The 25,332-nt window shown below is 65.7% G+C and carries 23 protein-coding genes and 1 tRNA gene; 14 read left to right on the top strand and 10 right to left on the bottom strand.

Going from position 1 to position 25,332, the window contains the following annotated elements; all coding sequences use genetic code 11:
* The first annotated feature begins 136 nt into the window (after positions 1-136).
* A complete protein-coding gene (locus MRBLWO12_RS18830; protein WP_363558263.1) occupies positions 137-1,141 on the top strand; it encodes a LacI family DNA-binding transcriptional regulator in 1,005 nt (334 codons plus the stop codon).
* 28 nt (positions 1,142-1,169) lie between these two features.
* On the opposite strand, the gene MRBLWO12_RS18835 is transcribed toward MRBLWO12_RS18830, so the two are convergent.
* The 6 genes from MRBLWO12_RS18835 to MRBLWO12_RS18860 all read right to left on the bottom strand — a co-directional run bounded on the left by MRBLWO12_RS18835 (position 1,170) and on the right by MRBLWO12_RS18860 (position 10,334).
* Positions 1,170-2,780 carry an MFS transporter gene (locus MRBLWO12_RS18835; RefSeq protein WP_363558265.1) on the bottom strand — a complete coding sequence of 537 codons (1,611 nt, stop codon included), beginning with the start codon at positions 2,778-2,780 and terminating at the stop codon, positions 1,170-1,172.
* The gene (locus tag MRBLWO12_RS18840; protein WP_363558267.1) at positions 2,777-3,511 is read right to left on the bottom strand and encodes an ion channel; all 735 of its coding nucleotides are present in this window, start codon (positions 3,509-3,511) and stop codon (positions 2,777-2,779) included. Before MRBLWO12_RS18840 ends, MRBLWO12_RS18835 begins: the two co-directional genes overlap by 4 nt.
* A complete protein-coding gene (locus MRBLWO12_RS18845) occupies positions 3,508-4,974 on the bottom strand; it encodes a DUF2252 domain-containing protein (protein WP_363558269.1) in 1,467 nt (488 codons plus the stop codon). The genes MRBLWO12_RS18840 and MRBLWO12_RS18845 overlap by 4 nt, the downstream gene beginning before the upstream one ends.
* Position 4,975: 1 nt before the next feature.
* Positions 4,976-6,379 (bottom strand): hypothetical protein, encoded by a 1,404-nt coding sequence (locus MRBLWO12_RS18850; protein ID WP_363558271.1) that lies wholly within the window; start codon positions 6,377-6,379, stop codon positions 4,976-4,978.
* Positions 6,380-6,393: 14 nt separating this feature from the next.
* Entirely contained in the window at positions 6,394-7,518 is a 1,125-nt protein-coding gene (locus MRBLWO12_RS18855; RefSeq protein WP_363558273.1) for an AI-2E family transporter, read from the bottom strand.
* A 98-nt stretch (positions 7,519-7,616) separates the two neighbouring features.
* The gene (locus tag MRBLWO12_RS18860; protein WP_363558275.1) at positions 7,617-10,334 is read right to left on the bottom strand and encodes a LuxR C-terminal-related transcriptional regulator; all 2,718 of its coding nucleotides are present in this window, start codon (positions 10,332-10,334) and stop codon (positions 7,617-7,619) included.
* On the opposite strand from MRBLWO12_RS18860, the gene MRBLWO12_RS18865 reads away from it, so the two are divergent.
* Entirely contained in the window at positions 10,333-10,590 is a 258-nt protein-coding gene (locus MRBLWO12_RS18865) for a hypothetical protein (protein ID WP_363558277.1), read from the top strand. The two genes, MRBLWO12_RS18860 and MRBLWO12_RS18865, sit on opposite strands and share 2 nt — an antisense overlap.
* A 43-nt stretch (positions 10,591-10,633) precedes the next feature.
* A complete protein-coding gene (locus MRBLWO12_RS18870) occupies positions 10,634-11,014 on the top strand; it encodes an SHOCT domain-containing protein (protein WP_363558279.1) in 381 nt (126 codons plus the stop codon).
* Here the strand turns inward: MRBLWO12_RS18870 and MRBLWO12_RS18875 are convergent.
* Positions 10,965-12,101, bottom strand: coding sequence for a DUF998 domain-containing protein (locus tag MRBLWO12_RS18875; RefSeq protein WP_363558281.1), 1,137 nt, complete (start codon positions 12,099-12,101; stop codon positions 10,965-10,967). The genes MRBLWO12_RS18870 and MRBLWO12_RS18875 overlap by 50 nt on opposite strands.
* Positions 12,098-12,538 (bottom strand): DUF7144 family membrane protein, encoded by a 441-nt coding sequence (locus tag MRBLWO12_RS18880; protein ID WP_363558283.1) that lies wholly within the window; start codon positions 12,536-12,538, stop codon positions 12,098-12,100. The genes MRBLWO12_RS18875 and MRBLWO12_RS18880 overlap by 4 nt, the downstream gene beginning before the upstream one ends.
* A 192-nt stretch (positions 12,539-12,730) precedes the next feature.
* Between MRBLWO12_RS18880 and MRBLWO12_RS18885 the strand changes: the two genes are divergently transcribed.
* The 9 genes from MRBLWO12_RS18885 to MRBLWO12_RS18925 all read left to right on the top strand — a co-directional run bounded on the left by MRBLWO12_RS18885 (position 12,731) and on the right by MRBLWO12_RS18925 (position 21,457).
* Positions 12,731-12,819, top strand: a tRNA-Ser gene (locus tag MRBLWO12_RS18885).
* 404 nt (positions 12,820-13,223) lie between these two features.
* The gene (locus MRBLWO12_RS18890; RefSeq protein WP_363558285.1) at positions 13,224-14,801 is read left to right on the top strand and encodes an ABC transporter substrate-binding protein; all 1,578 of its coding nucleotides are present in this window, start codon (positions 13,224-13,226) and stop codon (positions 14,799-14,801) included.
* Between the two features lie 76 nt (positions 14,802-14,877).
* The gene (locus MRBLWO12_RS18895) at positions 14,878-15,831 is read left to right on the top strand and encodes an ABC transporter permease (RefSeq protein ID WP_363558287.1); all 954 of its coding nucleotides are present in this window, start codon (positions 14,878-14,880) and stop codon (positions 15,829-15,831) included.
* Positions 15,828-16,736 carry an ABC transporter permease gene (locus tag MRBLWO12_RS18900; protein ID WP_363558289.1) on the top strand — a complete coding sequence of 303 codons (909 nt, stop codon included), beginning with the start codon at positions 15,828-15,830 and terminating at the stop codon, positions 16,734-16,736. The genes MRBLWO12_RS18895 and MRBLWO12_RS18900 overlap by 4 nt, the downstream gene beginning before the upstream one ends.
* Positions 16,736-17,755 carry an ABC transporter ATP-binding protein gene (locus MRBLWO12_RS18905; RefSeq protein WP_363558291.1) on the top strand — a complete coding sequence of 340 codons (1,020 nt, stop codon included), beginning with the start codon at positions 16,736-16,738 and terminating at the stop codon, positions 17,753-17,755. The genes MRBLWO12_RS18900 and MRBLWO12_RS18905 overlap by 1 nt, the downstream gene beginning before the upstream one ends.
* The gene (locus MRBLWO12_RS18910) at positions 17,752-18,792 is read left to right on the top strand and encodes an ABC transporter ATP-binding protein (RefSeq protein WP_363558293.1); all 1,041 of its coding nucleotides are present in this window, start codon (positions 17,752-17,754) and stop codon (positions 18,790-18,792) included. Before MRBLWO12_RS18905 ends, MRBLWO12_RS18910 begins: the two co-directional genes overlap by 4 nt.
* Positions 18,789-20,291, top strand: a complete 1,503-nt coding sequence (locus tag MRBLWO12_RS18915; protein ID WP_363558295.1) for a M81 family metallopeptidase — start codon at positions 18,789-18,791, stop codon at positions 20,289-20,291. Before MRBLWO12_RS18910 ends, MRBLWO12_RS18915 begins: the two co-directional genes overlap by 4 nt.
* On the top strand, positions 20,284-20,697 hold the full coding sequence (locus tag MRBLWO12_RS18920) for a RidA family protein (RefSeq protein WP_363558297.1): 414 nt from the start codon (positions 20,284-20,286) through the stop codon (positions 20,695-20,697). The genes MRBLWO12_RS18915 and MRBLWO12_RS18920 overlap by 8 nt, the downstream gene beginning before the upstream one ends.
* Entirely contained in the window at positions 20,690-21,457 is a 768-nt protein-coding gene (locus MRBLWO12_RS18925) for an IclR family transcriptional regulator (protein ID WP_363558299.1), read from the top strand. Before MRBLWO12_RS18920 ends, MRBLWO12_RS18925 begins: the two co-directional genes overlap by 8 nt.
* 6 nt (positions 21,458-21,463) lie before the next feature.
* On the opposite strand, the gene MRBLWO12_RS18930 is transcribed toward MRBLWO12_RS18925, so the two are convergent.
* Both MRBLWO12_RS18930 and MRBLWO12_RS18935 read right to left on the bottom strand, forming a co-directional pair.
* Positions 21,464-22,225 carry an SDR family NAD(P)-dependent oxidoreductase gene (locus tag MRBLWO12_RS18930; RefSeq protein ID WP_363558301.1) on the bottom strand — a complete coding sequence of 254 codons (762 nt, stop codon included), beginning with the start codon at positions 22,223-22,225 and terminating at the stop codon, positions 21,464-21,466.
* Positions 22,225-23,313: a PLP-dependent lyase/thiolase gene (locus MRBLWO12_RS18935; RefSeq protein WP_363558303.1), complete on the bottom strand. Its 1,089-nt coding sequence runs from the start codon at positions 23,311-23,313 to the stop codon at positions 22,225-22,227. The genes MRBLWO12_RS18930 and MRBLWO12_RS18935 overlap by 1 nt, the downstream gene beginning before the upstream one ends.
* A 30-nt stretch (positions 23,314-23,343) precedes the next feature.
* On the opposite strand from MRBLWO12_RS18935, the gene MRBLWO12_RS18940 reads away from it, so the two are divergent.
* Entirely contained in the window at positions 23,344-24,390 is a 1,047-nt protein-coding gene (locus tag MRBLWO12_RS18940; RefSeq protein ID WP_363558305.1) for a dihydrodipicolinate synthase family protein, read from the top strand.
* Positions 24,387-25,328 carry a succinylglutamate desuccinylase/aspartoacylase family protein gene (locus MRBLWO12_RS18945; RefSeq protein ID WP_363558307.1) on the top strand — a complete coding sequence of 314 codons (942 nt, stop codon included), beginning with the start codon at positions 24,387-24,389 and terminating at the stop codon, positions 25,326-25,328. Before MRBLWO12_RS18940 ends, MRBLWO12_RS18945 begins: the two co-directional genes overlap by 4 nt.
* Positions 25,329-25,332 lie beyond the last annotated feature (4 nt).

Consider the following 25,332-nt stretch of genomic DNA (forward strand, 5'->3'; position numbering starts at 1 on the left):
ATGAATCGTTTCAAAAGTGGTTCGTGATCGACGATAAGCGATACGTTGACGGCTGTCAAGGTGGCGTGAGACGCTGGGTAGGCGTGCCGAGATGATCCGTTTCACCGCGCATCTCGAGAGGGCGGCAAGGAGTTCCATGGCGGTCAACGTGCGCGAGGTCGCCGAAGATGCAGGAGTGTCGGTCGGCACCGTCTCGAACGTGCTGAATCGACCGGACAAGGTGGCCCCGGCCACCGTCGCCCGCGTGCAGGCATCGATCGCACGACTCGGGTTCGTGCGCAACGACGCGGCCCGGCAGCTGCGGGCGGGGCGCAGCCGGACCATCGGGCTCGTCGTGCTCGACATCCGCAACCCGTTCTTCGCCGAGATCGCGCGCGGGGCCGAGGAGCGAGCAGATGAACACGGCCTCTCCGTGCTGATCGCCAACAGCGACGAGCAGCAGCAGCGGGAGCTGATGCACCTCGACCTCTTCGAGGAGCAGCGGGTCGCCGGTGTGCTCGTGACCCCGCTGAGCGAGGCATCCCCCCAGTTGGCGCAGATCCGTGACAGAGGCACTCCGGTCGTCCTCGTCGACCGGGAGTCCGTCGACGGGGCGTTCGCCGCCGTGTCCGTGGACGACACGGAGGGTGGTCGGCTCGCAACAGAGCACCTGCTCGCGCTCGGACGGCGGCGCATCGCCTTCGTCGGAGGGCCGGCGTCTCTGCGCCAGGTATCCGATCGTCACGCGGGGGCGCAGGCCGCAGTGAGCGCGGCGGGCGCGGCGCTCGAATTCATCGCGACCGCGGTGCTCAGCGTCGAGGAGGGGCGCCGCATCGGACGGCACATCCTCGAACGGGAACCCGCGACCCGCCCCGACGCGATCTTCGCCGCCAACGATCTGCTCGCCCTCGGCATCCTGCAGAGCCTGGTGATGACGGGAGACGCCCGCGTGCCACAGGACATCGCGCTGATCGGGTACGACGACATCGACTTCGCCTCCGCCGCCGTCATCCCGCTGAGCTCCGTGCGCCAACCCGCTGCCCTGATCGGATCGACCGCCGTTGACCTGCTGCTGCGGAGCCAGGGAGAGCAGGCACCGGTGCGCGAGCACGTGCTGTTCCGGCCCGAGCTCGTCGCGCGGGCCTCGACGCTCGGCTCCTGAGCGGGCGCCATGCCGGCGGCACCGCGCGTCAGGGACGTGCGCCCGCCCGGCGTCTGACGGCGACCTCGGTCGGGATGCCGCGGGAGAACAGCAGCGACAGCAGGCTGATCAGGATGAGCCCGAAGAACGAGACCCGCAGCGACGACAGCTGTGACTCGCGGTAGATGTGCGAGAGAGTGCTCGCATCCTCGTCGCTCAGCCCCGCATCTTCCGCGATCGCCGTGACAGTGCTCGCCGGCACGATCGTGACGCCCTGCTCGGTGGCCGCACTGACGGCGGCCCGGGTCTCGGGCGGCAGCGCGCTGTCGGCGACGCCGGAAGCGAACGACGTCGACAGAGCTCCGATCAGGATCGAGCCGATGAGGGCCGTGCCCAGTGACGAGCCGAGATTCTGGAACACTCCCTGGAGTCCACCCACCTCGCTGGTCTGCGACTCCGAGACGCTCGACATGTTCACGTTCCCCAGCTGCGAGGCCAGGAGGCCGAGCGCGCTGCCGGCGAGGAACATCCCGACGGCGAAGAGGCCGCTGCGCAGGTCGCTCGTCGCGGAGCCGAGCAGCACGACCGCACTGACGACGAGCAGCACCTGGCCGGTGCGGACGATCGCGCGCGGTGTCATCCGCCGGGACAGTCGCGTACCCGCGATCGAGAACAGCACGAGCGACACCGACAGGGGGAAGATGCGGATGCCGGTCTCCAAGGCGTCGAGCCCGAGCGTCATCTGCAGGTACACCGGCACCATGAAGAACAGGCCTGCGGTCACCGCGTACTGCGCGCCGAGCACCGAGAGGCCGCTGCGGAGAGACGTGATCGAGAACATCCGCACGTCGACGAGAGGTGCGCGATCCTGCGCCGCGAGGCGGCGTTGGCGCGTGATGAAGACCGCGATGAGCACCCCGCCGAGCGTCATGAACCAGGCGCTCATCGAGATGCCCAGCGGGGCGACGGGGATGCCGCCGATCTCCGGCGTGGCGAGCGGCACGATCCATCCCCAGGTCTTGCTCTGGAGCATGCCGTAGACCACGAACACCAGCCCGACCGAGGAGAGGATCACGCTCAGGATGTCGATGCGTGCCGTCTGCCGTGTGCTCGCGTCGGTGATGATCCGGGCACAGGCGACGACCGCCAGCATGATCACGACCTCCGCCACGAACACGTAGCGCCAGTCGAAGTACGTGGTCACGGCTCCGCCGATCAGTGGACCGGCTGCGACCGCCGCTCCCGACACCGCACCGATGATCGCGAACGCGGTGACGCGATCCGCCCCCTGATAGTTGTCGGCGACGAGTGCGGCGATCGCGGGAATGACGAGAACGGCGCCGAGTCCCTCGATGACGGACCAGCCGAGGAAGAGGAACTGCACGTTCGGGCTCAGAGCGGTGATCAACGAGCCGACCGCATAGATGCACGAGCCCACCACGAACGCCCGCCGCCGCCCCCACACGTCACCGAGCTTGGCTCCGAGCAGCATGAAGGCGGCCATGGTCAGCGTGTAGAACGTGATCGCTGCCTGCATGGCGGAGACGCTCGTGTCGAGATCGGTGACGACGGTCGAGATCGACACGTTCATCACCGTGCCATCCAGCACCATCACGAACTGCGCGCACCCCAACACGCCGACGACGGCCCATCTCTTCACGGCGTCTCCTTCTGTCTGCGCAGCTCATCGTGTGCCGTGGCCGGGCCGCTCGCGCCGCGCATGATGCGGGCGACGGCCGTGATGAGGAAGAACTGCCCCGTGATCGCCTCGGCGACCGCCACGGTCTGGGCGCCGGTGCTGACGGGCACGAGGTTGCCGTACCCGGTGGTCGTGAGAGTGGTGAACGAGAAGAACACCTGGTTCGCGAGTGAATCGCCGTCGGCGCCCTCGAAGGTCGGTGTGGACGACAGCAGGGACAGCAGATTCAGCGCGAAGGCGAAGAACAGTCCGACGAACACGTAGGCAGTGATCGCGGCGAGCAGAGCCTCGAGGTTGAGCCCGCGCCGCGTCGCCTGATGGCCGATGATCACCGCGGGCGCGACGAGGAGAGCGAGCAATGATGCGGCGGACAGCACGACATCGAGTGCCTGCCCCTCGGCGCCGAGCAGCGTCGCCACGATCGTGGCGATCCCCGCGAGCGACAGCACGGCCCACGCGATGTGCTGTACGGACGGGCGCGCATCGGTGACGCGGAACACGACGGCGACCGTTGCGAGGATCAGGAGGAAGGCGATCGGATTCGGATCCGTGCTGCGCTGCCTCGCGCACAGCCCGTAACAGGCCACGAGGAGTGCGAGGAGCACCGTGTAGCCGATCGTGCGGGCCCCGTCGGCGCTGAGACGCGCGACGAGCCGTCGTCGTGCCCGGTCGCGGAGCGCGGGTGCGCTCACGGCGACACCTCCGCGGCGGGGAGGGAGGGCAGGCGCCCCGATGCCAGCGCGCGCTGGAAGTCGTCGAAGTCACGTTCGTTCTGATCGGCATAGGAATGCGCGAACGCGCTGATCGCCCGCTCGAACGCACGGCCGCGCCCCAGGTAGCCGGCGATCTCGAGGCGATCGCCGCTGCGGGCGTGGGCACGGGCGAGCGTCTCGCCGCACACGCGCGCGTACAGGGCGGCGCCGCGCGGAGTCATCGTCAGAGGATCGATCCCGCCTTTCCAGTCATGGAGCTGACGGATGTAGAAATCCCGGGTGCGCCCGTCGATCCCCGTGACCTGCTGCCACCCGAGGAAGATGTCACTGGACGCCTGCATCGCGCGCTGGCCCTCCACGACCCGCTCGCCCTCGTTCGTCTGCGTGCCGGAACCCAGGAAGCGCTCGAGCACCGAGGGCTGCGCCTCCTTGGCCTGGAGCAGCAGCGGATCGCCGTCGTCGCGTCCGCTCAGGAGGATGACCCAGGCGCGCGTGCCGACGCTTCCGACTCCCACGACCTTGCGCGCCATATGGCGATACCGGTACTCGGAGAGCGGATGCCGTCGACCAGGGAGGGTCTGCCGGTACGAGTCGAGCATCTCGCGCATGGCCGCGGCATCGTCGACGGAGCCCTCGGCCTGCGCGATGAGGTCTTCGACCGGCACGATGAGCGGAGGATCGGCGAGGATTCGCAGCCGCCCATCCACCACGCCGACCAGCTTCGCGAAGGCGCGCATGCGGTCGCGCTTGCGTGCCTTCTTCAGGGCGATATCGAGCCGTTCCACGGCCTCGTCATCGGCACGGCGACGGGAGCGCTCCGTACGGATGCGCTGGCGCGCGCGGTCCGCATCGAAGCGGTCGTACCAGGCGTCGAGGACCGGAGCGTCCGCTGCGCTGCGAATCGTGACCTCGTACCCGCGGACGGCGGAGGTGACGCACTCGCTGATCTCCTGCGCGGTGAAGCCACGCAGGCGTCCGGCCACCGCGAAGCTTGCGGCGAGACGCTTGAGGTCCCATTCGAAGGGACCGGGAAAGGTCTCGTCGAAGTCGTTCATGTCGAAGACCAGCTGCCGCTCCGGCGTGCCGAACAGGCCGAAGTTCGACAGGTGCGCGTCTCCGCAGAGCTGCACCGTGATGCCGCTGTGGGGCATGGTCGCGAGATCGGAGGCCATCAGAAGCGCACCGCCGCGATAGAACGTGAACGGCGACTCGGACATACGGGCATAGCGCAGGGGGACGATCTCGGCGATGCGGGTCACGGCCTGCTCCTCCAGCAGCGCGACCGGGTCGGCGCGATCCGACGGCGCTACCCAGGGACCCTGCGCTGATCGAGGGACCCGTGCTCGGCCCTGGCGCCCTCTGTTCCTGCGCGCGACGAAGTCCGGGGCGATGGGATCGGGCGCGTCGAGGTCGCGCGCGTCCGTGTTCGCCCCGGCGTCCATGTCAGCTCTCCTGGCCCGCGGCGGTGGCACTCACCGGCAGCTCGCCCGCGTCTTCGGCCGTGTCCTCGGCCGCAGCATCGTCCTCTGCAGGGGGGCGTTCCACGATCTCCAACAGCAGCACGACCAGGGCGGCGAGTACCAGTGTCCAGATCACGAGGCTCGGCGTCAGCGGGCGCACCAGCAGCACCACGGCTCCGCCGATGGCGGCGACCACGACGCGCAGCAGAGTGCGTTGGGTGTACATCCACCGCCCGGTGCGCCCCGTGGTCACGCCGTGACGCGCCAGCCCGGCACGCAGACGTGCGGCACCGGCGTTGGTCGCAGCCCGCAGCTGAGCGGGAACGGCGAACGGGCCGCTGAACCAGACGACGATCGCCACCACGAGGGAGAGCACGAGTACCGCGACGGCCGTGTCGCGCATCGCTCCGGTGAACGTCTCGAACATCACGCCCCCCGCGTCGGGCGGTACCGGCCCTGAGCGCATCGCGGCGTCGAAGAAGATGCGACCGATCGCGAATCCGGCGAGGAGGATCACCATGGACGCCGTCAGAGCGAGTGCGGCGGCGATCGCGGCTGCCCAGCGGCGATGCGCGGCGATGACCCCGGCGGCGAGCAGCAGGAGCGAGATCCAGGGCAGCCACACACCCGCCGCGACCGCGAGTCCGTAGGCGAGCTGCACGCTCGGCAAGGCATCGGAGGTCGCGACGACGATCGTGCGATCGACCGTCGGGATCGCTGCGGCGAAGCCCACGCCGCGGTCGGCGAGTGCTTCTTTGACGGCATCGATGATCGGAGCGAGTTGGATGCCGATCGTGCCGTCGGCTCCCAGGTCGAGCGCCACGGTCGTGTCGTTCTGCAGAGCACCGGTGAGCTGGGCATGGCTCACCCGGAGAGCGGATGCCCACACGTTCGCGAACGCCTCCGATTCCACGAATCTCGCGACCACGGTGCCGATGAGGGACTGGATGCCCTGACTCGCCGGCCCCTTCAGGAGTTCTAGTGCGCGCGTCGCCCTGTCGCCGGTCCCGAGGTCGATGATGCCGTCGATCACATCGGAGGTCAGGGTCGGGATGTCGACCTGCTCGTCGATCACCGCGATCACCTGGGTCGTGATGAGCGACTGGATGGCGGGGTCATCGGCCAACGGCGCGTAGCTCGTGACGAACCTTTCGGTATCGGTCAGCTGCACGTTCGCCCAGGTGGCGACGACGGCGATCGGCGCGAGCAGTGCGCCGATCGTGATCAGCACCGTGGCCAGCAGCGTGCGTCCCCAGGTGCGAGGCCGCCGCACACGGGGAGCGGATGCGGGGGGAGCGTCGTCGGACGCGAGCCCGCCCTTCAGTGCAGCGTTCTCTGCCTCCAGGGCCTGCAGGCGGCGCTGCAGCTCCTCCATCGTCGGGGTCATCCGATGCTCCGATCTCACGTCTTCGCGTCCTGGCGCGGTATGAGGACCTGCTTGATCACCAGCAGTATGGCAGCAGCCACGGGAATCGACACGAGCGCCCCGAGAAGACCGAGGAGGGTGCCGCCCACCAGCGCGCCGATGATGACGAGCGCGCCGGGCACCGCGATGGCCTTGTTCATGACCCGGGGAGTGAGCAGATATGCCTCGAACTGCATGTAGATCAAGTACAGAACAGCGAAGATCAGGGCCACCACGGGGCTGGTGAACAGCGCGACGATCGAGGCGATGACCCAGTACGTCGCTGGTCCGATGAGGGGGATCAGCGTGATCAGGAACGCGGCCAGCCCCATGAAGGCAGGGAAGGGGAGGCCCAGCGCGACATGGAGGATCGTCGAGAAGGCGGCGTTGCAGGCCGCGAGGACGACCATGCCGATCAGATAGGCGCCGACGGAGTCGGTGATCGTCTCGGTGAGCTCAGCGACCGTGCTCCGGTCACGCGCGGGCGCGAGCCGGTAGAAGGCCGCTTGGAAAGCGGTCAGCGACGCCAGGAAGTAGAGGGTCAGCACGACGACGATCAGCACGCCGGAGATCGCGTTGCCGATACCGAAGCCCACGGCCAGCACGCCCCCTCCGACCGTGAGGAGGTTGCGCGGATCGGCGAAGAAGGCGGCGAGCTGATCGAGAGCGGTGCCCACCACATCGCCGATCTGCGCCTCGAAACCGCGATACCAGGCCGAAGCCTGGAACTCCAGGATCGCGTCAGGTATCGACCGCGCGAACTCGCCGATCTGTCGCAGCGCCGGCGGCAGGACGAAGACGATCACGACGACGAGGATGACGAGGAAGACACCGAAGACGACGGCGATGGCGCGAGCCCGCGACATCCCGTGGCGTTCGAGTCGCTTGACGACCGGATCGAGACCGAGCGCGATGAAGATCGCGAGGGTGATGTAGATCAGGATCGTGGAGAGCGAGGTCAGGGCGACACCGAGGGCGAAAGCCGCGAGCCCACCGAGCGTGAGCGCGAACCCGAGACCGAAGGGGCGGTCGAGCGCCGCGAGTACGGGGCGGCGCCGGCGGATGCGGAGCGCGGGGGCGGGCGCCGGTGCATCGGATGCGGGCATGGTCGCGTCGCTCATCGTGACACTCTCCGGTGGGCGCATCATCGAGCGCGTCACCCTTTCCGGGCGATTTGTGTCGGCAGGGCCGGTGCGGGGTCAGAGCGTTCGTCCGCGAGTCAGAGGAATCCGAGCTCCTGGGCCCTCGCGACCGCCCCGTTCCGGTTCGCGACCTCGAGCTTTCGGTAGATGTGCGCCGTGTGCGTCTTGATCGTGTTGACCGAGACGAAGCAGCGCGCGGCGAGTTCGGTGTTCGTCATGCGCGAGGGAAGGTAGGCGAGAATCTCGAGTTCGCGGTCGGTGAGCTGCTCGGCCAGTTGCGGCGACACCCTGCGGAGCTGACGGTTCTGCTGAGACCGCCGCAGGACGGTGGCGCGGAATCCCGATGGCACGCCGGGAAGCTCGGCGACCATGCGGATGATCGCCGGGTCGATGCGGGCGAACAGCGCGACGAGGTCGTGGGCTTCGGCCCTGGCGAGTGCCTCGGACAGCAGACGGTGAGCCGTGGTCGTGTCGTGCTCTGCATGGGCGATCCAGGCGAGGAGGACGAGCCGCTCGACCGACTCCCGCGGCATCGCAGGGGTCGACGCGGTGACCGCGGCGAGGTGCTCCCTGGCGGCGCCGGGACGGCACGTGGCGAGCATAGTGGCCACGGTTTCCACGGCGAGCGGTGTCCATCCGTCCGTACGGATCACGTTCTCGCCGGGCAGCTGCGTGGCCGGGGCCGTGCCTTGAGCGCGTCGCGTCCTCGACGCCTCCGCGCGCAAGGCGACATCGACGATCGGAGGCGGTCGGCCGGTGCTCGGCGGTTGCGGAGGTCGGTCATCGCCGGGGTCGGCGAGCACACGGATGAGGTGCGCGATCCAGAGCAGTTGTGTGCGCCGGTTGGACTCGGCGCGAACCGTTCCCTCGTGAAGATACAGAGCGGCGCCCTGCGGCTCTCCGCGTTCGACGGCGACCAGGGCCGCAGCCAGATAGGCGTCAGCCGGTGCGGGGTGGGCGAGCAGCTGCGCATCGCTCGCGAGCTCCAGTGCTTCGTTCGCGAGAGCGCCGGCGGTGACCAGGCTTCCGGTCCAGGCATCGAGAAGAGCCATCGAGCCCAGCAGGTGCACCCGGTACGGCGAGTACTGGGCACCGGGTCCCGCGAGCGCGTCGACGAACCAGCGCCGCGCGCGTGTGAAGTCTCCGGCAAGGAAGTGGGCGCGGCCGCCGGACGTGCGGGTCAGTGTGTGCAGGAACGCGGGCTGGGTGAGGCCGAGCAGGTCCGGCGGTTCCCACGGCTCGTCCTGTCGCAGCAGGTGCATCGCCGTCTTCGCCGCCCGCAACGCCACCTCGGGGCCGGAGTGGAACTGCACGGTGGCGGCGAGGTACGCGTGCACGACGGCCGATTGCGGTGCGGTGAGTCCGGGGCGCGAGGCCTGCCCGCGCAGCACATCCTCACCTCGGGTGGCGTCGCCGCTCATCCCCAGCACGATCCCGCGGAGTATCTCCGCATCGGGCCGCGCGGCCCGAATCTCGGCCGGCACGGCATCCAGCCATCGGCTCACTGACAGCGTCCTGCTCTGCTCGAACACGTCACGTCCGCTGGCCAGGAGTAGATCGAGCACCCTGGTCCATTCGTGGGCCCGCAGCAGATACTCGATCGCGGTGGAGAACTCGCCCTCGCTGTGGTGCCACTCCGCAGCCGCCACCAGGATGCGATGCTCCTCGTCGCCCTTCCGAGCGCGCAGCCGATAGTGCAGCAGGTCGCGGAACAGGTGGTGGAACCGGAACCACTCCTGGCGGTCATCCAGGGCGATGACGAACATCGAGTCATGCTGCAGCTCGTCGAGGAGCGCCGCGGCGTCGTCCACGCCCAGCACGGATTCGATGAGGTCGGCCGACATCCGATCGAATGCCGAGAGGCGAAGCAGCAGTTCACGGCGCTCGGGCATCTGCTGAGCCAGCGCCTGTTCGCTGAGGTACTCGGCGATCATGTGATCCGTGCCGCGCAGATGCCGGGCGAAGCGCTCGGGGTCGGAGCGGTCGCGCAGCCCCAGGCCCGTGAGCTGCACGCCGGCAGGCCACCCCTCGGTGCGCTCCATCACGGCCGACAACGTGGTGCTGCTCACGGGAGCGCCCACGATCCGCTCGAGCAGCGTGGCCGCGCTCTCCTCGTCGAGCGCCAGGTCGGACTGCCGAAGCTCCAGCAGCGAATGACGGAGCCGATGTCGGCTGCGACCGAAGTCGAGGTCGACGCGCGAGGAGAACACCATGTGGGTGTGTGCCGGGAGGTGATCGGCCAGCCACCAGAGGTCGGAGAGGATGGCCGCGTTCGACACCGTGTGCAGGTCGTCGATGATCAACGTCATGCCCGGGTGCTCCCGGAAGACTGCCAGCAGTCCTTCGAGCGCGGACGTGCCGAGTGCTCCGTCGCTGAGCGCATGCGGAGTGCCCAGGTCTTGTCTTGCACCTGTCAGGGCGCTCAGGCCGGACACGAGTCTGCGGATGAACCGCTGCGGATCGTTGTCTGCTGCGTCGAGGTCCAACCAGACGAATCCGAGATCGCTGCGGGAGGTGACCCATTGCGACAGCAGCACGGTCTTCCCCGACCCCACAGGGGCGATGAGCGTGCTCACGGGCGCGCCCAGTGCATCGTCGAGCCGGCGGCGCAGACGCGGCCGATCGACGGCGTGCACCGGCGTATGGGGGAGGACGGTCATCGCGATCAGGGTCAGTATCGCAGTGCCGACGCAGATCATCCAGAGGGGGTGAGGACGAGCCGCGCCGCGCGTCGCATCATGGGGGAGTCCGTCCGTGCCGCGTCGGCGATCGAGCGAGTCAGAGAGGTTCCCCATGGTCCAGATCTTCGAGGTGATCGTCCGCGGGCACATGGGTGCGGATCTGGCCGATGCTCTCGACGGGTTCACCGTCACGGCCAGGCCGGGCGGGGTGACGAGCATCATCGGTCCGGTCGTCGACCAGCCGCGACTGCTGGGCCTGCTGGGAGCATTCGACGATCTGCATATCGAGGTGGTCTCGGTGAATCCGGTCGACAGCGCAGGGGAGAAGTCACCCGATGCGGGTGACGCCGCCGGATCACCCGCTCACTAGCTTCGGTGCTGGCACGCCCGTGTCCTGAGCAAAGGAGCTGCACATGAACATCTGGGATCTCGTCGGCTGGTTCTTCTGGTCCTTCGTCTTCATCTCCTATCTCATGGTCGTCTTCACGATCATCGGCGACATCTTCCGTGACAGCTCGCTGAACGGCTGGCTGAAGGCGGTGTGGATCATCTTCCTGGTCTTCCTGCCCTTCCTCACCGCGCTCGTCTATCTGATCGCCCGGGGCCAGGGAATGGCCGAACGTCGGGCGGAGCAGATCGGTGCGTTGCAGGAGGCTCAGGCCGCCTACATCCGTCAGGCGGCCGGGAGTGCGTCGCCGGCCGACGACATCGCCAAGGCCAAGGGCCTGCTGGACTCCGGGGCGATCACTCCGAGCGAGTACGAGTCGTTGAAGGCGAAGGCTCTCGCACACTGATGTCGGCGTCGGCGCGGTGGTCGGCGGATTCGTCGGCCATCGCCGCGGTGTTGCGCAGGAACAGCAGCAGCCAGGTGAAGATGATGAGGAATGCGATCAGTTCGACGGCGGTGAGGTTGTAGTACCCCGTCGCGAACAGCACGGCGATCACGACGATGCACAGCACCATCACATAGCCCAGCATCACGAAGACGCGGGGAGCGGTGGGGATGTTCCGCCGCAGTCCGATGATCAGTGCGACGAAGAGTACCGCCATCCCGGAGGCGACGGCGTTGTGGATGGCCAGGTATTCGTCGACCGGGAACAGTCCCACACACGCGAGCAGGATGCCGAGCACCAGGAGCTCGGTGCGGACGATCCGCCGCCCCCGCCGTTGCCTGTCGGTCGTCGCCGGTATGCCCGCGGTGCCGAAGTGGGCGATCGTGGTGACCAGCAGTCCGGCGATGATCACCGTGAGATTGAACGTCAGCGCGGAGATGTCATCCGAGATGCCCAGGGTGCTGAGGTTCTTCTTCCACCACTCCGGATCCGTCGCGCTGAGCATGCTGGCGCATACGCCGACAACCAGGAAGAGCATCAGCACGAGCGAGAGCAGCATCGGGGTCATGCTGGTGGCCGAGGCCACGGTCAGATACGCGGTGCAGGCGACCACGACCCCGGTCAGGAGCGCGGCGGACAACGGGAACACCACCGCTCCGACGAAGCTGCTCTCCAGCACGTAGGCCGCTCCGATCCACCCCAGTAGTGCGATCACGCCGTGGGCGACGGCGACGCCTGCGACATCGAACCAGCGCATGCGGGGGAGCAGGCGCGAGTCCTCCTGCCCCCGTTCGGCCGTCGCTCTGCCCACGAACCAGCGCGCCACGACGAACACGACCACCGCGGTCAGGGCCGCGCCGATCGCGGCGAACTGTCCGACCGATCCGGGACCGGCGATCGCGCGCGGGCCTCCGGCGAAGACGAGGAGCGCGATCGCTGCGGCGATGACGAACGCCACGGCGGCGACCAGCAGCGCGGCGGACTCCCGGGACTCTGCCGTGGAGGCGGGGCGCCGCAGGATCTGTCCGAGGGTGAGCCGCTCGGTCACACGATGCTCCCGCGCTCGCTCGGCGATCGGCGCTCGGACAGTTCGTGACCGTGCGCGGTGAGTGCATAGATGATCAGGATGTCGATCGCGATGACGAGCACTGACCACCACGGCTGTACCGGCAGCAGGAGCAGCTGACTCGCGGCGTTGATCACGGCGAGGATGACCGCCACCACCCGGGCCCAGGTGGCGCCGCTGAAGAGAGCGAACGCGGTGAGGGTCAGCAGGCCGCCGACGACGACGCTCCACCATCCCCACCCGGTGCGGTCGAACAGGAACAGGTCTCCGTCGACCACGACGTACGAGGCCTGCGGGCCGAGGAGGATCACCAGGCCCTGCAGCAGCGTGAAGATCCCGCTGATCAGGATGATGACGCCGGCGAAGGCGGCCCACCCCGTCCAGGCGGATGATCCTGTCGAGTATCGGGTCGAGGACATGATTCCCACCTCTCCGCCGGAGCTCCGGCGAGACGATGCGCAGGGTCCGATCCCCGCGCGCTCGCCGCGATTCTCGCGCCGTCCCCCGGGCGCCGCATCACCCGAAGCGAATGAGATCGGGCCGTGGTTCGTACCTCCTGGTCGAACCCGTTATGATGGCTAGGTGCATCCGTGCTTTCGGGTCGGATGCCTGGAGACGTCGCATAGTCCGGCCGAGTGCACCACCCTGCTAAGGTGGAGTCCCCTCACGGGGACCAGGGGTTCAAATCCCCTCGTCTCCGCAGAAAAATCAGGCACTTGATCCCTCGTTCTCCGAGTGGGCAAGTGCCTTTTCTGTTGTGCGAGATCTTCATCGGGGCTCGGCTCCTAGTTTGCTCCGGATCGTCGCTGAGTAGACCACGCGTCCGCCTTCTCCATCGTCGGAGGTGTGGACGCCTCCCCGACGTTCGGGGTGAGTGCGGCCGGGGCGCGCCGGATTCGTGAGGTGAGGAGGCGGGGATGGACCGAGTCAGCTGCGGCATGATCGCGGCTGGGTCGATCGCATCACGATTTGGGTGAGTTTCATTTACATGCTTGACAACGGCCCATATTGGAACGGATTATATCAAAATGAAACACATTTTCCATTGAATGAAATCATGGACGCTGACAGTCAGACAACCCGATCACCCTGGAAGGAAGCCCGATGAGAAGTCCTGCCCTTAGTCGCATTATTGCGGGAGCAGCTGCGGTAGTCGTCGCAACAGCAATGCTAGCCAGTTGTTCGAGTCCCGAGTCGAGTACGACCACGAAAGATCTCCGGTTCCAGCTTTTCCAAGCGCCGACCAGCTTCGACCCGTTCCACGCCGAGGGCGCAGCCGACGGCGAGATCGTGGGTCTGCACTTCCGTAGCCTCATCGCCAACGAGAGTCAGGAGTTCGTTCCGTCGCTCGCAAGTTCGTGGGAGTTCACGCCTGATGCCACATCGGTCACGTTCACACTGGCTGAAACGAATTGGAGTGACGGGGAGCCCTTCACCGCTGATGACGTCGTCTACAGTCTGGAGACGTGGGCAGATCCGGCGACCGAATCACTGCACGGTGGTGAGCTCGCGGGGGTCGTCGGATATGAGGAATTCGTGGCAGGTTCCGCACCCAGTGTCTCGGGAATCAAGGCCCTCGATGAAACGACGGTCCAGATTGATCTGACAGAACCAAGCGTCGTCTTCCTTTCCAATCTGCTCTACCTGAAGATCATTCCCGAACACATCTACGGGGAGATCGATTCGGCCGACTTCGCGGGCAACGAAGAGTTCCGTAGCCCTAGCGTGGGCATCGGTCCTTACATCTTCTCGCGATGGGTGGATGACGACCAGATCGAGTTCGTTCCGAATCCCGAAAGCCTCGAAGACCACCCTTTGGATCACATCTACGCTCAGTATCTGACTGGCGATGTTGCGCGCGCTCAGCTCCAGACCGGCGAGATCGATATTGCTCAGCTGGCCTCCGCTGACGTCGAGACGGTGCGACAGGAAGATGTGGTGGATGTCCAGGTCGGTCCGGGAATCGGCGCCATGGCTCTTTACAGCGCGCTCGACAACGGGAAACTGGCCGATGCCCGCGTACGGCAGGCGATCTTGTACGCGATCGATCGCCAGGCGATCGTCGACAACGTTCTCAATGGGAACGGGAGGGTGCCCCAGTCGATGCTCTACACGCCGGAGTGGGCTACTCCCGATGATCTGATCGAGTTCGACTACGATCCTGAGAAGGCCAAGGAGTTGCTGGCTGACGCAGCGTGGGACGCCAGCACGGTCGTCTACTTGGATATCATCCCAGGCCAGCCGGACCGTGATGCGGTCATGAACGTCGTGCAGGGTCAGCTCGCTGCTGTCGGGATCGATGCGCAGCTTCGCGCCTCTCAGCCGGCTCAGCTCACGGAGCTTGTCGAGAACAGAGAGTTCGATCTGCTGATTTCGATCATGGGATTGGTCGGTTCGGAGCCGGGGAACATCAACCGACGGTTCATGTGTGACGCGTCGTCGAACATCTCCGGCTACTGCAACCCAGAACTTGATGCGCTGCTGCTTCAAGGCGTCAAGACAGACGATCAGAGCGTGCGCGAGCCGATCTATCAAGAGGCCAACCGGATCCTCAACGCTGACCAACCGGCGATGCCGCTGTACGTGGAACAGCCTGCCTACGGATCGGCGAAGCGTGTCACTGGCTTCGACCCCGCAGTCGGGACGTTGAACGCTGCACAGCACTGGAACATCGCCGATTGAGATCAGGGCTACTCTCCCCGCAACAGTGGGGAGAGTAGCCCCACCCCCGCAAGTCGCGTATCAGAAGAGGTGAGGGTTGCTTTCATTTATCGCGAGACGTACGTTCTCGTCCCTGGTGGTCCTTCTCGTCGCCAGCGTCCTCATCTTCGCTCTGACCCGGATGATTCCCGGGGACCCGGTCAGCATGTACTTCGACCCGTTGAACTTCGTCGGCGACCGTGACGCTGCCATAGCCGCCAAGAGGGAGGAACTGGGCCTCAACGACCCGCTTCCGGTGCAGTACTTCGCATGGTTGCGCGAAGCACTGCAGGGGAACCTGGGCATCTCGATCCGATCCGGTCGTCCCGCCGGCGAACTGATCCTGAGTCGTCTCCCCGCCACTCTCTATCTGATGGGCATCAGCACGCTTATCGCCATCGTGGTCGGAGTCGGAGGCGGCATTCTCGCCGCGCTGAGGAAGAACACCATCTGGGACTACGCGGTGTCGTTTGCGAGCCTCGCGCTCATCTCCATCCCCACGTTCTTCTTCGCGCTCCTCGGCATCTTCATCTTTGGGCTGACGTTGCACTGGTTGCCCACTGCGGGCATGGGGTCTCCCGGGGGCGGCTGGGTGGACTCCCTCAAGTATCTGGTTCTGCCCGCCGGCATCCTCGGCCTCGCCGCGTCCGCGGGGTACATCCGGTGGGCCCGTTCGAGCATGCTCGACGTGCTCAACCAGGAGTACATGATCACTGCGAAATCGAAAGGGCTGCGGCCGGGGTACATCACGCTGCGACATGGGCTGCCCAACGCGATGATCCCGTTGGTCACGGTGATCGCCACCAGCATTCCGAGTCTTCTGGGTGGCGCGGTGATCATCGAGACGATCTTCGCGTGGCCTGGCACCGGTCGCCTGGCGGTCGAAGCGCTCACCAACCAGGATTACCCCGTCATCATCAGTTTCGTCATGCTGACGACCGTAGTCGTCTTGCTCTGCAACCTCGTCGCCGATGTTGCCTACGCCGCGATCGACCCGAGGATCAAGCTATGACCGATGTCATCCGTGAGGACTTCGATACCGTAGGCGAGATCAACGACACATCGCGGCATCATGCGCAGGCGAACACCCCGTGGTCGCGATTCACCGCATACCGACTTGCGTTCCCCAGTTTGATCGTTCTCGTCCTTCTTGTCGCCGCGTGCCTGATCGGGCCGGTCTTCTACATGATCGATCCGAATGCCGTTGATCCGATCTTGTACCGCAAGCCGCCCAGCCCTGAGCATCTGCTCGGTACCGACTCGGCCGGACGCGATGTGCTCGCGAGGCTTCTTCACGGTGGCCGGATATCTCTTCTCATCGGACTCGTCGCCGCGCTCGCCGCGACCTTCATCGGAGTTCTTCTGGGAGCACTCGCCGGGTTCTTCCGAGGCCGTACCGACGCCCTCCTCAGCCGGATCACTGATGTCGTTCAGGCCTTCCCCACTCTTATCGTCATCATCACGCTTGCCGCGTTCCTCGGCCCGAGCTTCGGGCTGCTCATCGTATCGATGGCGCTGATGGAGTGGACGGGGGCCTACCGAGTGGTTCGGGGCCTTGCGCTTTCGCTCAGGGAGCGCGATTCGATCCAAGCGGTGACAGGGCTGGGGGCGACAAATTGGCGCATCATCTCGAAGCACGTCGTTCCGTCCGTTCTCGGCCCCGCGACGGTCGTCGCGACGCTCCTTACGGCCGGAGTCATTCTGACGGAAGCAGGGCTCTCTTTTCTTGGGTTGGGTGTACCTCCACCCACTGCGAGCTGGGGAAGCATGCTGAGCGAAGCTCAGTCCCTGCAGATCCTGCAGACGGCACCATGGCTGTGGTTGCCGCCTGGAATCGCCATCACCTTGACCGTGTTGAGCGTCAACTTCGTCGGCGACGGTCTTCGCAATGCGGTCGATCCGAGGCAGGAAAGCTGATGAATACAGAGCCGCAAGACCCCCTGCTCCACGTCGATGATCTGCGCGTCGAATTCGGAGACCCGAGGGAACCGCTGGAAGTGATTCGGGGTGTATCCCTCCGCGTCGAAGCCGGGCGGACGATGGGAATCGTCGGCGAATCAGGATCCGGCAAGAGCGTCACCGTGATGTCTCTCCTGGGGCTCCTGCCCAAAGCGGGTCGGGTCACCGCGGGTACGGCTCATTTCATGGGCCGAGACCTGCTGCAGCTGTCCGAACGTCAACTGCAGAGTGTTCGCGGAGGGGAGATCGGAATGATCTTCCAGGACCCGATGACTGCGTTGAACCCGATCATGTCGATCGGTCAGCAGATCGATGAGAGTCTGAAGCGACATTCCCTCGACCTCAACAAGCGGGGCCGGCAGAAGCGGATTCTCGAGCTGCTGGACATGGTCCGGATCCCCAGACCGGATCAACGGGTGAACCAGTACCCGCACGAACTCTCCGGCGGTATGCGTCAGCGAGTGATGATCGCGATCGCGATGGCCAATAGCCCTCGACTCATTCTGGCGGATGAACCAACGACCGCCCTCGACGTCACCGTGCAGGCTCAGATATTGCGGCTTCTCCTTGAGGTGCAGCGAGAATCGGATGCCGCGCTCGTGCTCATCACCCACGATCTCGGAGTGATTGCGGAAGTCGCGGACCACGCCACGGTGATGTATGCCGGCACCGTCGTCGAAACAGGGACCGTACGTGATGTCTTCCACCGGCCGTCGCACCCGTATACAACAGGGTTGCTCCAGTCTCGGTTGACACTCACCACAGGCGAGCGTCACGAATTGCCCACCATTCCTGGTCAGCCGCCGGATCTCAGGTTGCTCCCGACAGGATGCGCCTACCGTTCTCGGTGCCACATCGCGGGATCGCGCGACATCTGTCGAACAGACCGGCCTTCCTTGATCGACGTCGAGCCAGCGCACGCCTCAGCGTGCTTCTTCGCCGACGAGCTCGCAGTGCCGCAGGGAGTGAACCCATGAACGAGACCATCCTCGAAGTGCGCGGGTTGAGCAAGGACTACCCCGTCGCGCGATCTGCACCGTGGCATCCTCGACGAGCGGTGCACGCCGTCACCGACGTGTCATTCTCCATCGCCAGGGGAGAGACCTTGGCGCTGGTCGGAGAGTCAGGATGCGGCAAGTCCACGGTCGGCAAGAGCATCATGCAGTTCCTTCCCGCGACCTCCGGTGAGATTCTCCTCAACGGCCGTGATCTGGCCGCAATGAATCGGCGAGAACTGCGTCGTGCGCGCCAAGATCTGCAGTACATGTTCCAGGACCCCTATGCGTCGCTGCCGTCTCGGATGACCATCGAGGAGATCATCAGCGAGCCACTCGTGATTCACGGAATCGGGTCAGCCAGGACCCGGCGTGCGCGCGCACACGAGTTGCTCGGCTTGGTCGGCCTCAGATCTGACCTTTCCACCCGTTATCCTCATGAGTTCTCCGGCGGCCAGCGTCAACGAGTGGGGCTCGCACGCGCACTCGCGCTGGAGCCGGAAGTGCTCATTCTCGATGAACCCGTCTCTGCTCTGGACGTGTCGGTGCAGGCGCAGGTCATCAACTTGCTCATGCGCCTTCAGGACGAGTTGTCGCTCGCCTACCTTTTCATCTCCCACGACCTGGCCGTCGTTCGCCATCTCGCCCACCGCGTCGCAGTGATGTACCTCGGCAAGGTTGTCGAGATCGGGGCAGTGGATGATGTGTTCGAGCGCCCCCAGCACCCGTACACCCACATGCTTCTCGGCTCCGTGCCGGTGACCGACCCCGACCTGAGGGAGAGCTCCCGTCGGACCTCGGCAATCGGCGAACTGCCGGATCCGATGAATCCTCCTTCCGGATGTGTGTTCCGCACGCGATGCGTACGAGCGGAAGATGTGTGTTCCGGCCACGCGCCGCCGCTCAGGACGATCGCCGTGGGCGAACCGGATGTGGCCTGCTACTTCCCCATCTCGGAGAACGCGGTAGTCGCCGAGAATGCGCCTGCTCCCGCCGGATATCCGGCGGTCGACCAGTGAAGCGGATCGCCGTCCTCGGGTTGGGGCATGAGACCAATACGTTCTCCAACGACTTGGCGACCGGGGAGCTGTACGCAGACGGAGGGATCCAACGAGGCGACGAGATCATCGAGGTTCATGCCCAGTCGCAGTCGACGTACGCAGGCTTCTTGGCGCCATTGGCGCGATCGGACGTCGAGCTCGTCCCCCTTCTGGCGGCGTGGACGAACCCCCGCGGGCGAATCGAGAAGCGTGCTTTCGACAGCCTCTTGTCTGAGATGACCTCGTTGCTCGATGCCGGCGGCGAGTGGGACGCGATCCTCCTCAACCTGCATGGCGCTGCTGTTGCGGAAGACGTCGAAGAAGCAGATTTGCGGATCGCCCAAGCTGTTCACGAACGATCCGGTGGCGCGCCGATCGGACTCGTCGTCGACATGCACGCCAACTTGTCACCAGGCATCGCGGAGCTCGTCGATGTCCTCATGCCCTACCAGACCAACCCGCACGTCGATCCTGCTCAGCGCGGGCTCGCCTGTCGCGGAGCACTGCTCGGAATCTTGGACGGCGCACCGAGGCCGACCGTCCACATCGAGAGCATCCCACTTGCCGTCAACATCGTGAGACAGGACACCAGCGAACAGCCGATGCGCGGACTGCTCGACCAGGCGAGGACGATCGCCACCCGAGAAGCAGCCCTGGACGTGAGCATCCTGGAGGGTTTCCCGTACGCAGATGTGAAACAGATGGGGATGTCCGTATCCGTTACTCATCCAGGGGGAGCCGACGCGGCAAAGCGGGCGGCCAGGCTGATGGCGAAGGCCGTCTGGGAGGTGAGACGGGACTTGCAAGGCGGAGGCGTGGATATCCCGTCAGCGCTGGCTGAGTCGAGCTCCAGGCAACCGGGTGACCCGGTGCTCCTTCTCGACGTGGGTGACAATGTCGGAGGTGGTGGGCCGGGCGACACGACGCACCTGCTCGCGGCCGCGATCGCGATCGGTGCACACGACCTCGTCTTCACCATCCAAGACCCGGCAGCGGCGGTCAGTCTTGCGACGGCGGCCATCGGCAGCAAAGTGAGTGCGCTGGTAGGCGGGTGGTCGAGCGAGCAAGCCGGCGAACCTGTCGAGCTGGCCGGTGAGCTCATCTCCGCAACGAACGGCATCTATGAAGAGCCTGTCGTGGCCCATGGCGGGTTGCGGCACTTCGATACGGGGACAACCGTTGCGGTCAAGACGCTCCACAATCTCATCGTCGTCGTCACATCGAAACTGGTGCAGCCCGTCAGCATGATGCAGTTGACTTCGCACGGAATCGATCCGGCCACGCTCCGCGGGATCGTCGCAAAGGGCGTGAACGGCCCGCGTGCAGGTTTCGAGTCACACACCCGGGGCCATGTGGCCGTCGACACGCCCGGGATAACGAGGCTCTCGATCGAGGGCCTCCCGTACCGTCGCCGGGCCAGGCCGATGTACCCGTTCGAGCACACCGAATTCGATCCTGAAAGGCATGCCAATGCGTAAGGCGCTCTCCACTCCGCACAGCGAGGCAACGCTTCCGTTCTCCTCGGCAGTCTGGGCGGGGGACTTGCTCTTCGTGTCCGGCCAGGCCTCCGTCGATGAGTCTGGTGCGTACGTCGAAGACACGTTCGAGGGTGAGTTCCTGCGGTCCATTTCGAAGCTGCAGGAGATACTCTCCTGGGCGGGGCTCAGTATGGATGACGTTGTTCAGGTGACCGCGTACCTCGCGGACGAGTCCGACCGTGCCGAGTACAACGCCCTCTATCGTGGATCATTCGGGGTACCCTATCCTGCGCGGACGAGCATCGTATGCGGGATCGCAAACCTCAAATTCGAGCTCGACGCTGTGGCTTACCGGTCGAAGTCCCCGGAAAGCCGCATCGAGCAGGGAGAGGAAGAACATGGCTGAGCCCGCGGCAGACGGTTCGTACTCGATTCGAGCAGTCGATCGTGTGTGCGACCTACTTGATCTCGCCGCCGATTCGCCGGCCGGGCTCTCGCTCAGCGACGCCGCCCAGGGTGCGTCCATTCCCAAGAGCACCGCCTTCCGCTATCTCGCGGCGCTCGAAGCGCGGCAGTACCTCGAACGAGACCCATCCACATCGACCTATCGGCTGGGGCTGGCGTTTCGCGCGACCGACCCGCGGGGGCGAGAGCGCCTGCTCGACGTGGCCGAGCCGATCATCGAGGCGCTCCGGGACGAATGCGGCGAGACGACGAATGTCGGCGTGCTCGACGGCGGATTCGTTGTTCACGAACTGGTCGCTGAGTCGCCTCAGATGATGCGGTTGGCTGCGCGAGTCGGAGATCGTGGATTTGTGCACAGCACCGCCCTCGGGAAAGCTATTTGTGCTCAGCTGCCCGAAGATCGAGTTGTCGCGATCCTTCGTGCGAAAGGCATGGATCCGTTCACAGCGAAGACGATCACCGACGAAGGGCGCTACCTCAAGGAGCTTGAGAAGGTCCGAGCCTCCGGATTCGGTGAGGACGATGCGGAGAATCAGGATGGGGGGCGTTGCGTTGCAGCGGTGATCCCCATCAGCGGCCTCCATTGCGGTATCAGCGTCAGCGCGCCCATCGAGCGACTGCCGAGGGAGAAAGTGGCTGGAATCGTGGAAGCGCTCCAGGCGGCGGCGGCGCAGATCGCCGAGCAAGTCGAGCCCCGCTGAGTCGCCTCAGCGCATCAGCCACCCGCCGTCGACCACGAGATCCTGGCCGGTTATGAAGGCGGCGTCTTCGCCAGCCAGGAAGAGGATTGCCGCGGCCACGTCCGCGGCTTGTCCACGGCGTTTGATCGCCTGGTGTGCGGTGATCGACTCGTCGAGCTCTCGGCCTGTGCCGTGAAGGGTGGCTTCCCGTTCGGTCTGGATCGCGCCGGGCGAGACGCAGTTCGCCCTGACACCGAAGGGGCCCAGTTCCCGTGCGAGGGAGCGAATCATCCCCGAGATGGCAGCCTTGGACGTCGTGTACGCCAGCGCGTCCGCTGACCCGAGAGTGGCCAGCACAGACGAGACCGCGATGAATGATCCTCTCGTGCTCAACAGATGATCTCTTGATTCTCTTGCCAGCAACCACGTGCTTCGAACGTTCACGCGTGAGATCGCGTCCCACTCGTTCAGCTCCGTCTCGAAGAATGGTCCACGAAATGTCCGCGCGGCATTTGCGACGACGACGTCGATCCGCCCCCAGTGCTCGGCCGCGGAGCTGATCAGGTGGACAGGCGCGGCAGGGTCGAGAAGATCAGCCTCGACACCGACGCACTCGATTTCAGGTCGGGGCAGGGTTGCGATCACCTCAGCCCCGAGTCTGCGCGCCTCATCGGTGGGTTCGTGCGCGAGAGCGACACGATAACCGGCCGCATTGAATGCGCGTGCTGCAGCCGCGCCGATACCGCTGGATGCGCCGGTGATGACTGCAACGTGGGAATCCGTGGGCATCATTTCATCCTCCTCGCGGTTCCGCCGGGCGAAGCCGCATCCAAGAGAGCCCCCACTTCGCCGACGGAACTGAGCGGCGGCACCGCTGTGCGATCGGTCGATGTGAAATCGTCGGGGGTCTTCCATCCAGCTCCCGTCGCGATGAGCACGATCGTATCCCTGTCGTCGTACAGGTCCGCCTCACGCAGCGCACCTGCCAGCGCGCACGCGCCGGCAGGTTCCAGAAGAATGCCTGCGCGGGCGAGATCGGCTTGCGCCTGCTGAGCGTCGTCGTCCTCGATCTCCACGAGTCCATCTCGGGGTTCGGAGAGAGCGGTGCGGACGTCGTCGAAGAGAATAGCCACCTGCAGCCCGGACAGCACGGTCGATGACCTGTCGACGGAGGACTTTCCGTCGGTGTCGAGTGAGGCTCTCACCGTCGGGTTGCCGGCCGGCTGGACAGCCCTGAGCGCCGGGCGTCGTGCACCGAGGCGACCGTACCCCCGAGCGAGCGACGCGATCAGGCCACCGCCACCGACCGGCGCGTACACCGCGGTTGCTTCAGCCGATTGTTCGGCCAGCTCGAACGCGATCGTCTCCGCCCCTCGCATGATCTCCGGGGCGAAACGGGCGCCGGTGAGAAAGGCGAGCCATCGGCGCTCCGCGGCGATGGCTTTGACGGTTTGGGCCACAGCCAGAGTGCTGGCGGCATCGTGTCCGAGTCCCTCGAACGGCTGAAGGCGTCCACCGGTTGCCGTGATTTGCCGGAGCTTGCCAGGGGGCGCGTCTGGAAGCGTGAGCAAGATGGCCGGAAATCCGGCTGCTGCGGCGTAGGCGGCGATCGCGGCGCCGCCGTTTCCTGACGAGGTGCCGATCGCTCCTGTGAGGCCCCGCGCGAGTACCAGGGATGCGGCGACCGCCGCGATGCGGTCCTTGAACGAGCCGCTGGGGTTGAGGTGCTCACACTTCAACAGAACCCGAGCACCATTGAATCTGGCACTGAGGCTGCCGGACACGTCAATGAGCGGAGTATCCCCCTCTCCCAGAGTGACTCTGTTCATGTCCTCTATATGAGGGAGGTGGGCTGCCCACCGCCAGATCCCCGTCATGATCACCTTCCAGGCCTTTAGGACACCGACTTGCGGAGCGCGTCATCCGAATTGTTCCATTGCATGAAATCGAGATTTCAATATAGCATCATCTTGTCAGTTCTCGACCTACGCAGAGGAACCCAACGAATGCCCATTTCAGTCCAGAACTTGTCGGCCCGAGGCGGCGTCGTCACTCCGATTGTGACTCCGCTCAACACCGACCACAGCATTGACGCGGACAGTCTCACCCGCCTCGTCCGATCAATCGCCCGCGCCGGCGCCGACGGGATCCTCGTCCTCGGGTCGACGGGAGAAGGCGGGCATCTGACTTTCGATGAACAGCAGCACGTCGTGCGCATCGCCCGCGACGCAGAGGCAGAGCTCATCCTCATCGCGACGGTTCCCGCGCTCAACACCCGGCAAGCCGAGCGCATGGCTGGTGCATTCACTCACCTGGGCGCGGACGCGATCCTGTCCGCGCCGACTTTCGCGTTCGACCTTTCTGCATCGGAACTCGAGTTGCACTTCCGTGCGCTCTCGCGAGCAACCACCGCTCCGCTCATCGCCTATCAGGTGCCGAGTCGCGCCCCGGCGTCCATCGATGCGGAGACGCTCGCTCGGCTCGCGCTCGACGGCGTGATCGCGGGAGTCAAAGACAGCTCGGGCTCGTTGGAGAGCCACGCCGCTTTTGCTGAGGCGACCAAAGATGTCGACGGGTTCGTGCGCATGTCCGGCAGCGAGACGGATCTCGTCAAGGCGTCCGCGGCAGGGTTCACCACCTTCGTGCCGGGGCTCTCCAACATCGTGGCCCCGGTCCATGCGGCACTCGTGCAGGCGCTTGCCGTTTCTGACCTTGAGACAGCTCATCGTCTCGATTCCGCGCTGAGTGCGTACGCTGCTCTCTACACGACCCCTGATGAGGGCGCGGGCCGAACATCCCGGGCCATCGGGGCGCTCAAGGCCGCGCTCACCCGACTCGGCCTGATCGACGGGCCGACCTTGAGCTTCCCCATGCAGGAGCAGCCTGGGATGGACCAACATGCACGACGGGCGGTCGCGATGATCGATGAGACCCACCTCGTAGGCGTTGCATGAGCTCACTGGACGACAGCGCCGACATCGTGATTCCGGTGGCGGGGTCTCCTGGAATCGCGATGCGTGTCTCTCGCGGTCGCTCACCGGGGCCAACGCTGACGATCCTCGGTGGAGTCCACGGCGACGAATTCGAAGGGCAGCTCGCTGCAGCGCTCATCGCCGAGACGCTTGGTCCGCAGATCGAGAGGGGAGAGCTCCGGGTCATCCCGCGCGCAAACCCGATCGCAGCAGCGAGCCAGACGCGTCACACCCCTGATGACGACAAGAATCTCGCGCGGTGCTTTCCTGGTAGTCCGGACGGCACGACGACTGAACGCATCGCGCGGGCGCTGACGGAATCAGCGGTGGAGGGATCGGACGTCCTCATCGACCTGCACTCGGCCGGGAGGGCACTGAAGATGCCGCTGATGATCGGATATGACGCCGCCGACGCCCATCGGTGCGCCCCGCTTGCCGCCGCCTTCGGTGTTCCGATCATCTGGGAACACGATGTGATCGGTCCGGGGCGGAGCATCAGCACCGCAGCGGATCGTGGCATCGCGGCACTCTATGTCGAGTGCTCGGGCGGAGGCACAGTCAGGCGCGAGGAGCTGGAGGCGTTGGTTGGGGGAGTGCGTCGGGTCGCAGTCGCTCTCGGCATGGTCGACGGCGAGGTCGTAGATGGTGCTGCCCCGCGAACCATCCGCGGCGGCGACGGCAATCTCGACGCGTCGATCACGTGCAGCGGGGCGGGGATCGCCGTCTTGTTCGTCGATGTCGCACAAGAGGTCGCCGCCGGTGCGACGCTTGCCGAGATCCGGGGCGCTGACGGGCAACTGCGAGAATCTTTGACCGCCCCGTTCGCCTCGCTTGTGATGGCCGTGCGCAGGGATGCGCCCGTCGTTCAGGGCGATTTCATCGCCATGCTGGCGCCACTGCACGGTGCGGGTCCGCAGTAGATCG

The sequence above is a fragment of the Microbacterium sp. LWO12-1.2 genome (assembly GCF_040675875.1).
GTDB lineage: Bacteria > Actinomycetota > Actinomycetes > Actinomycetales > Microbacteriaceae > Microbacterium.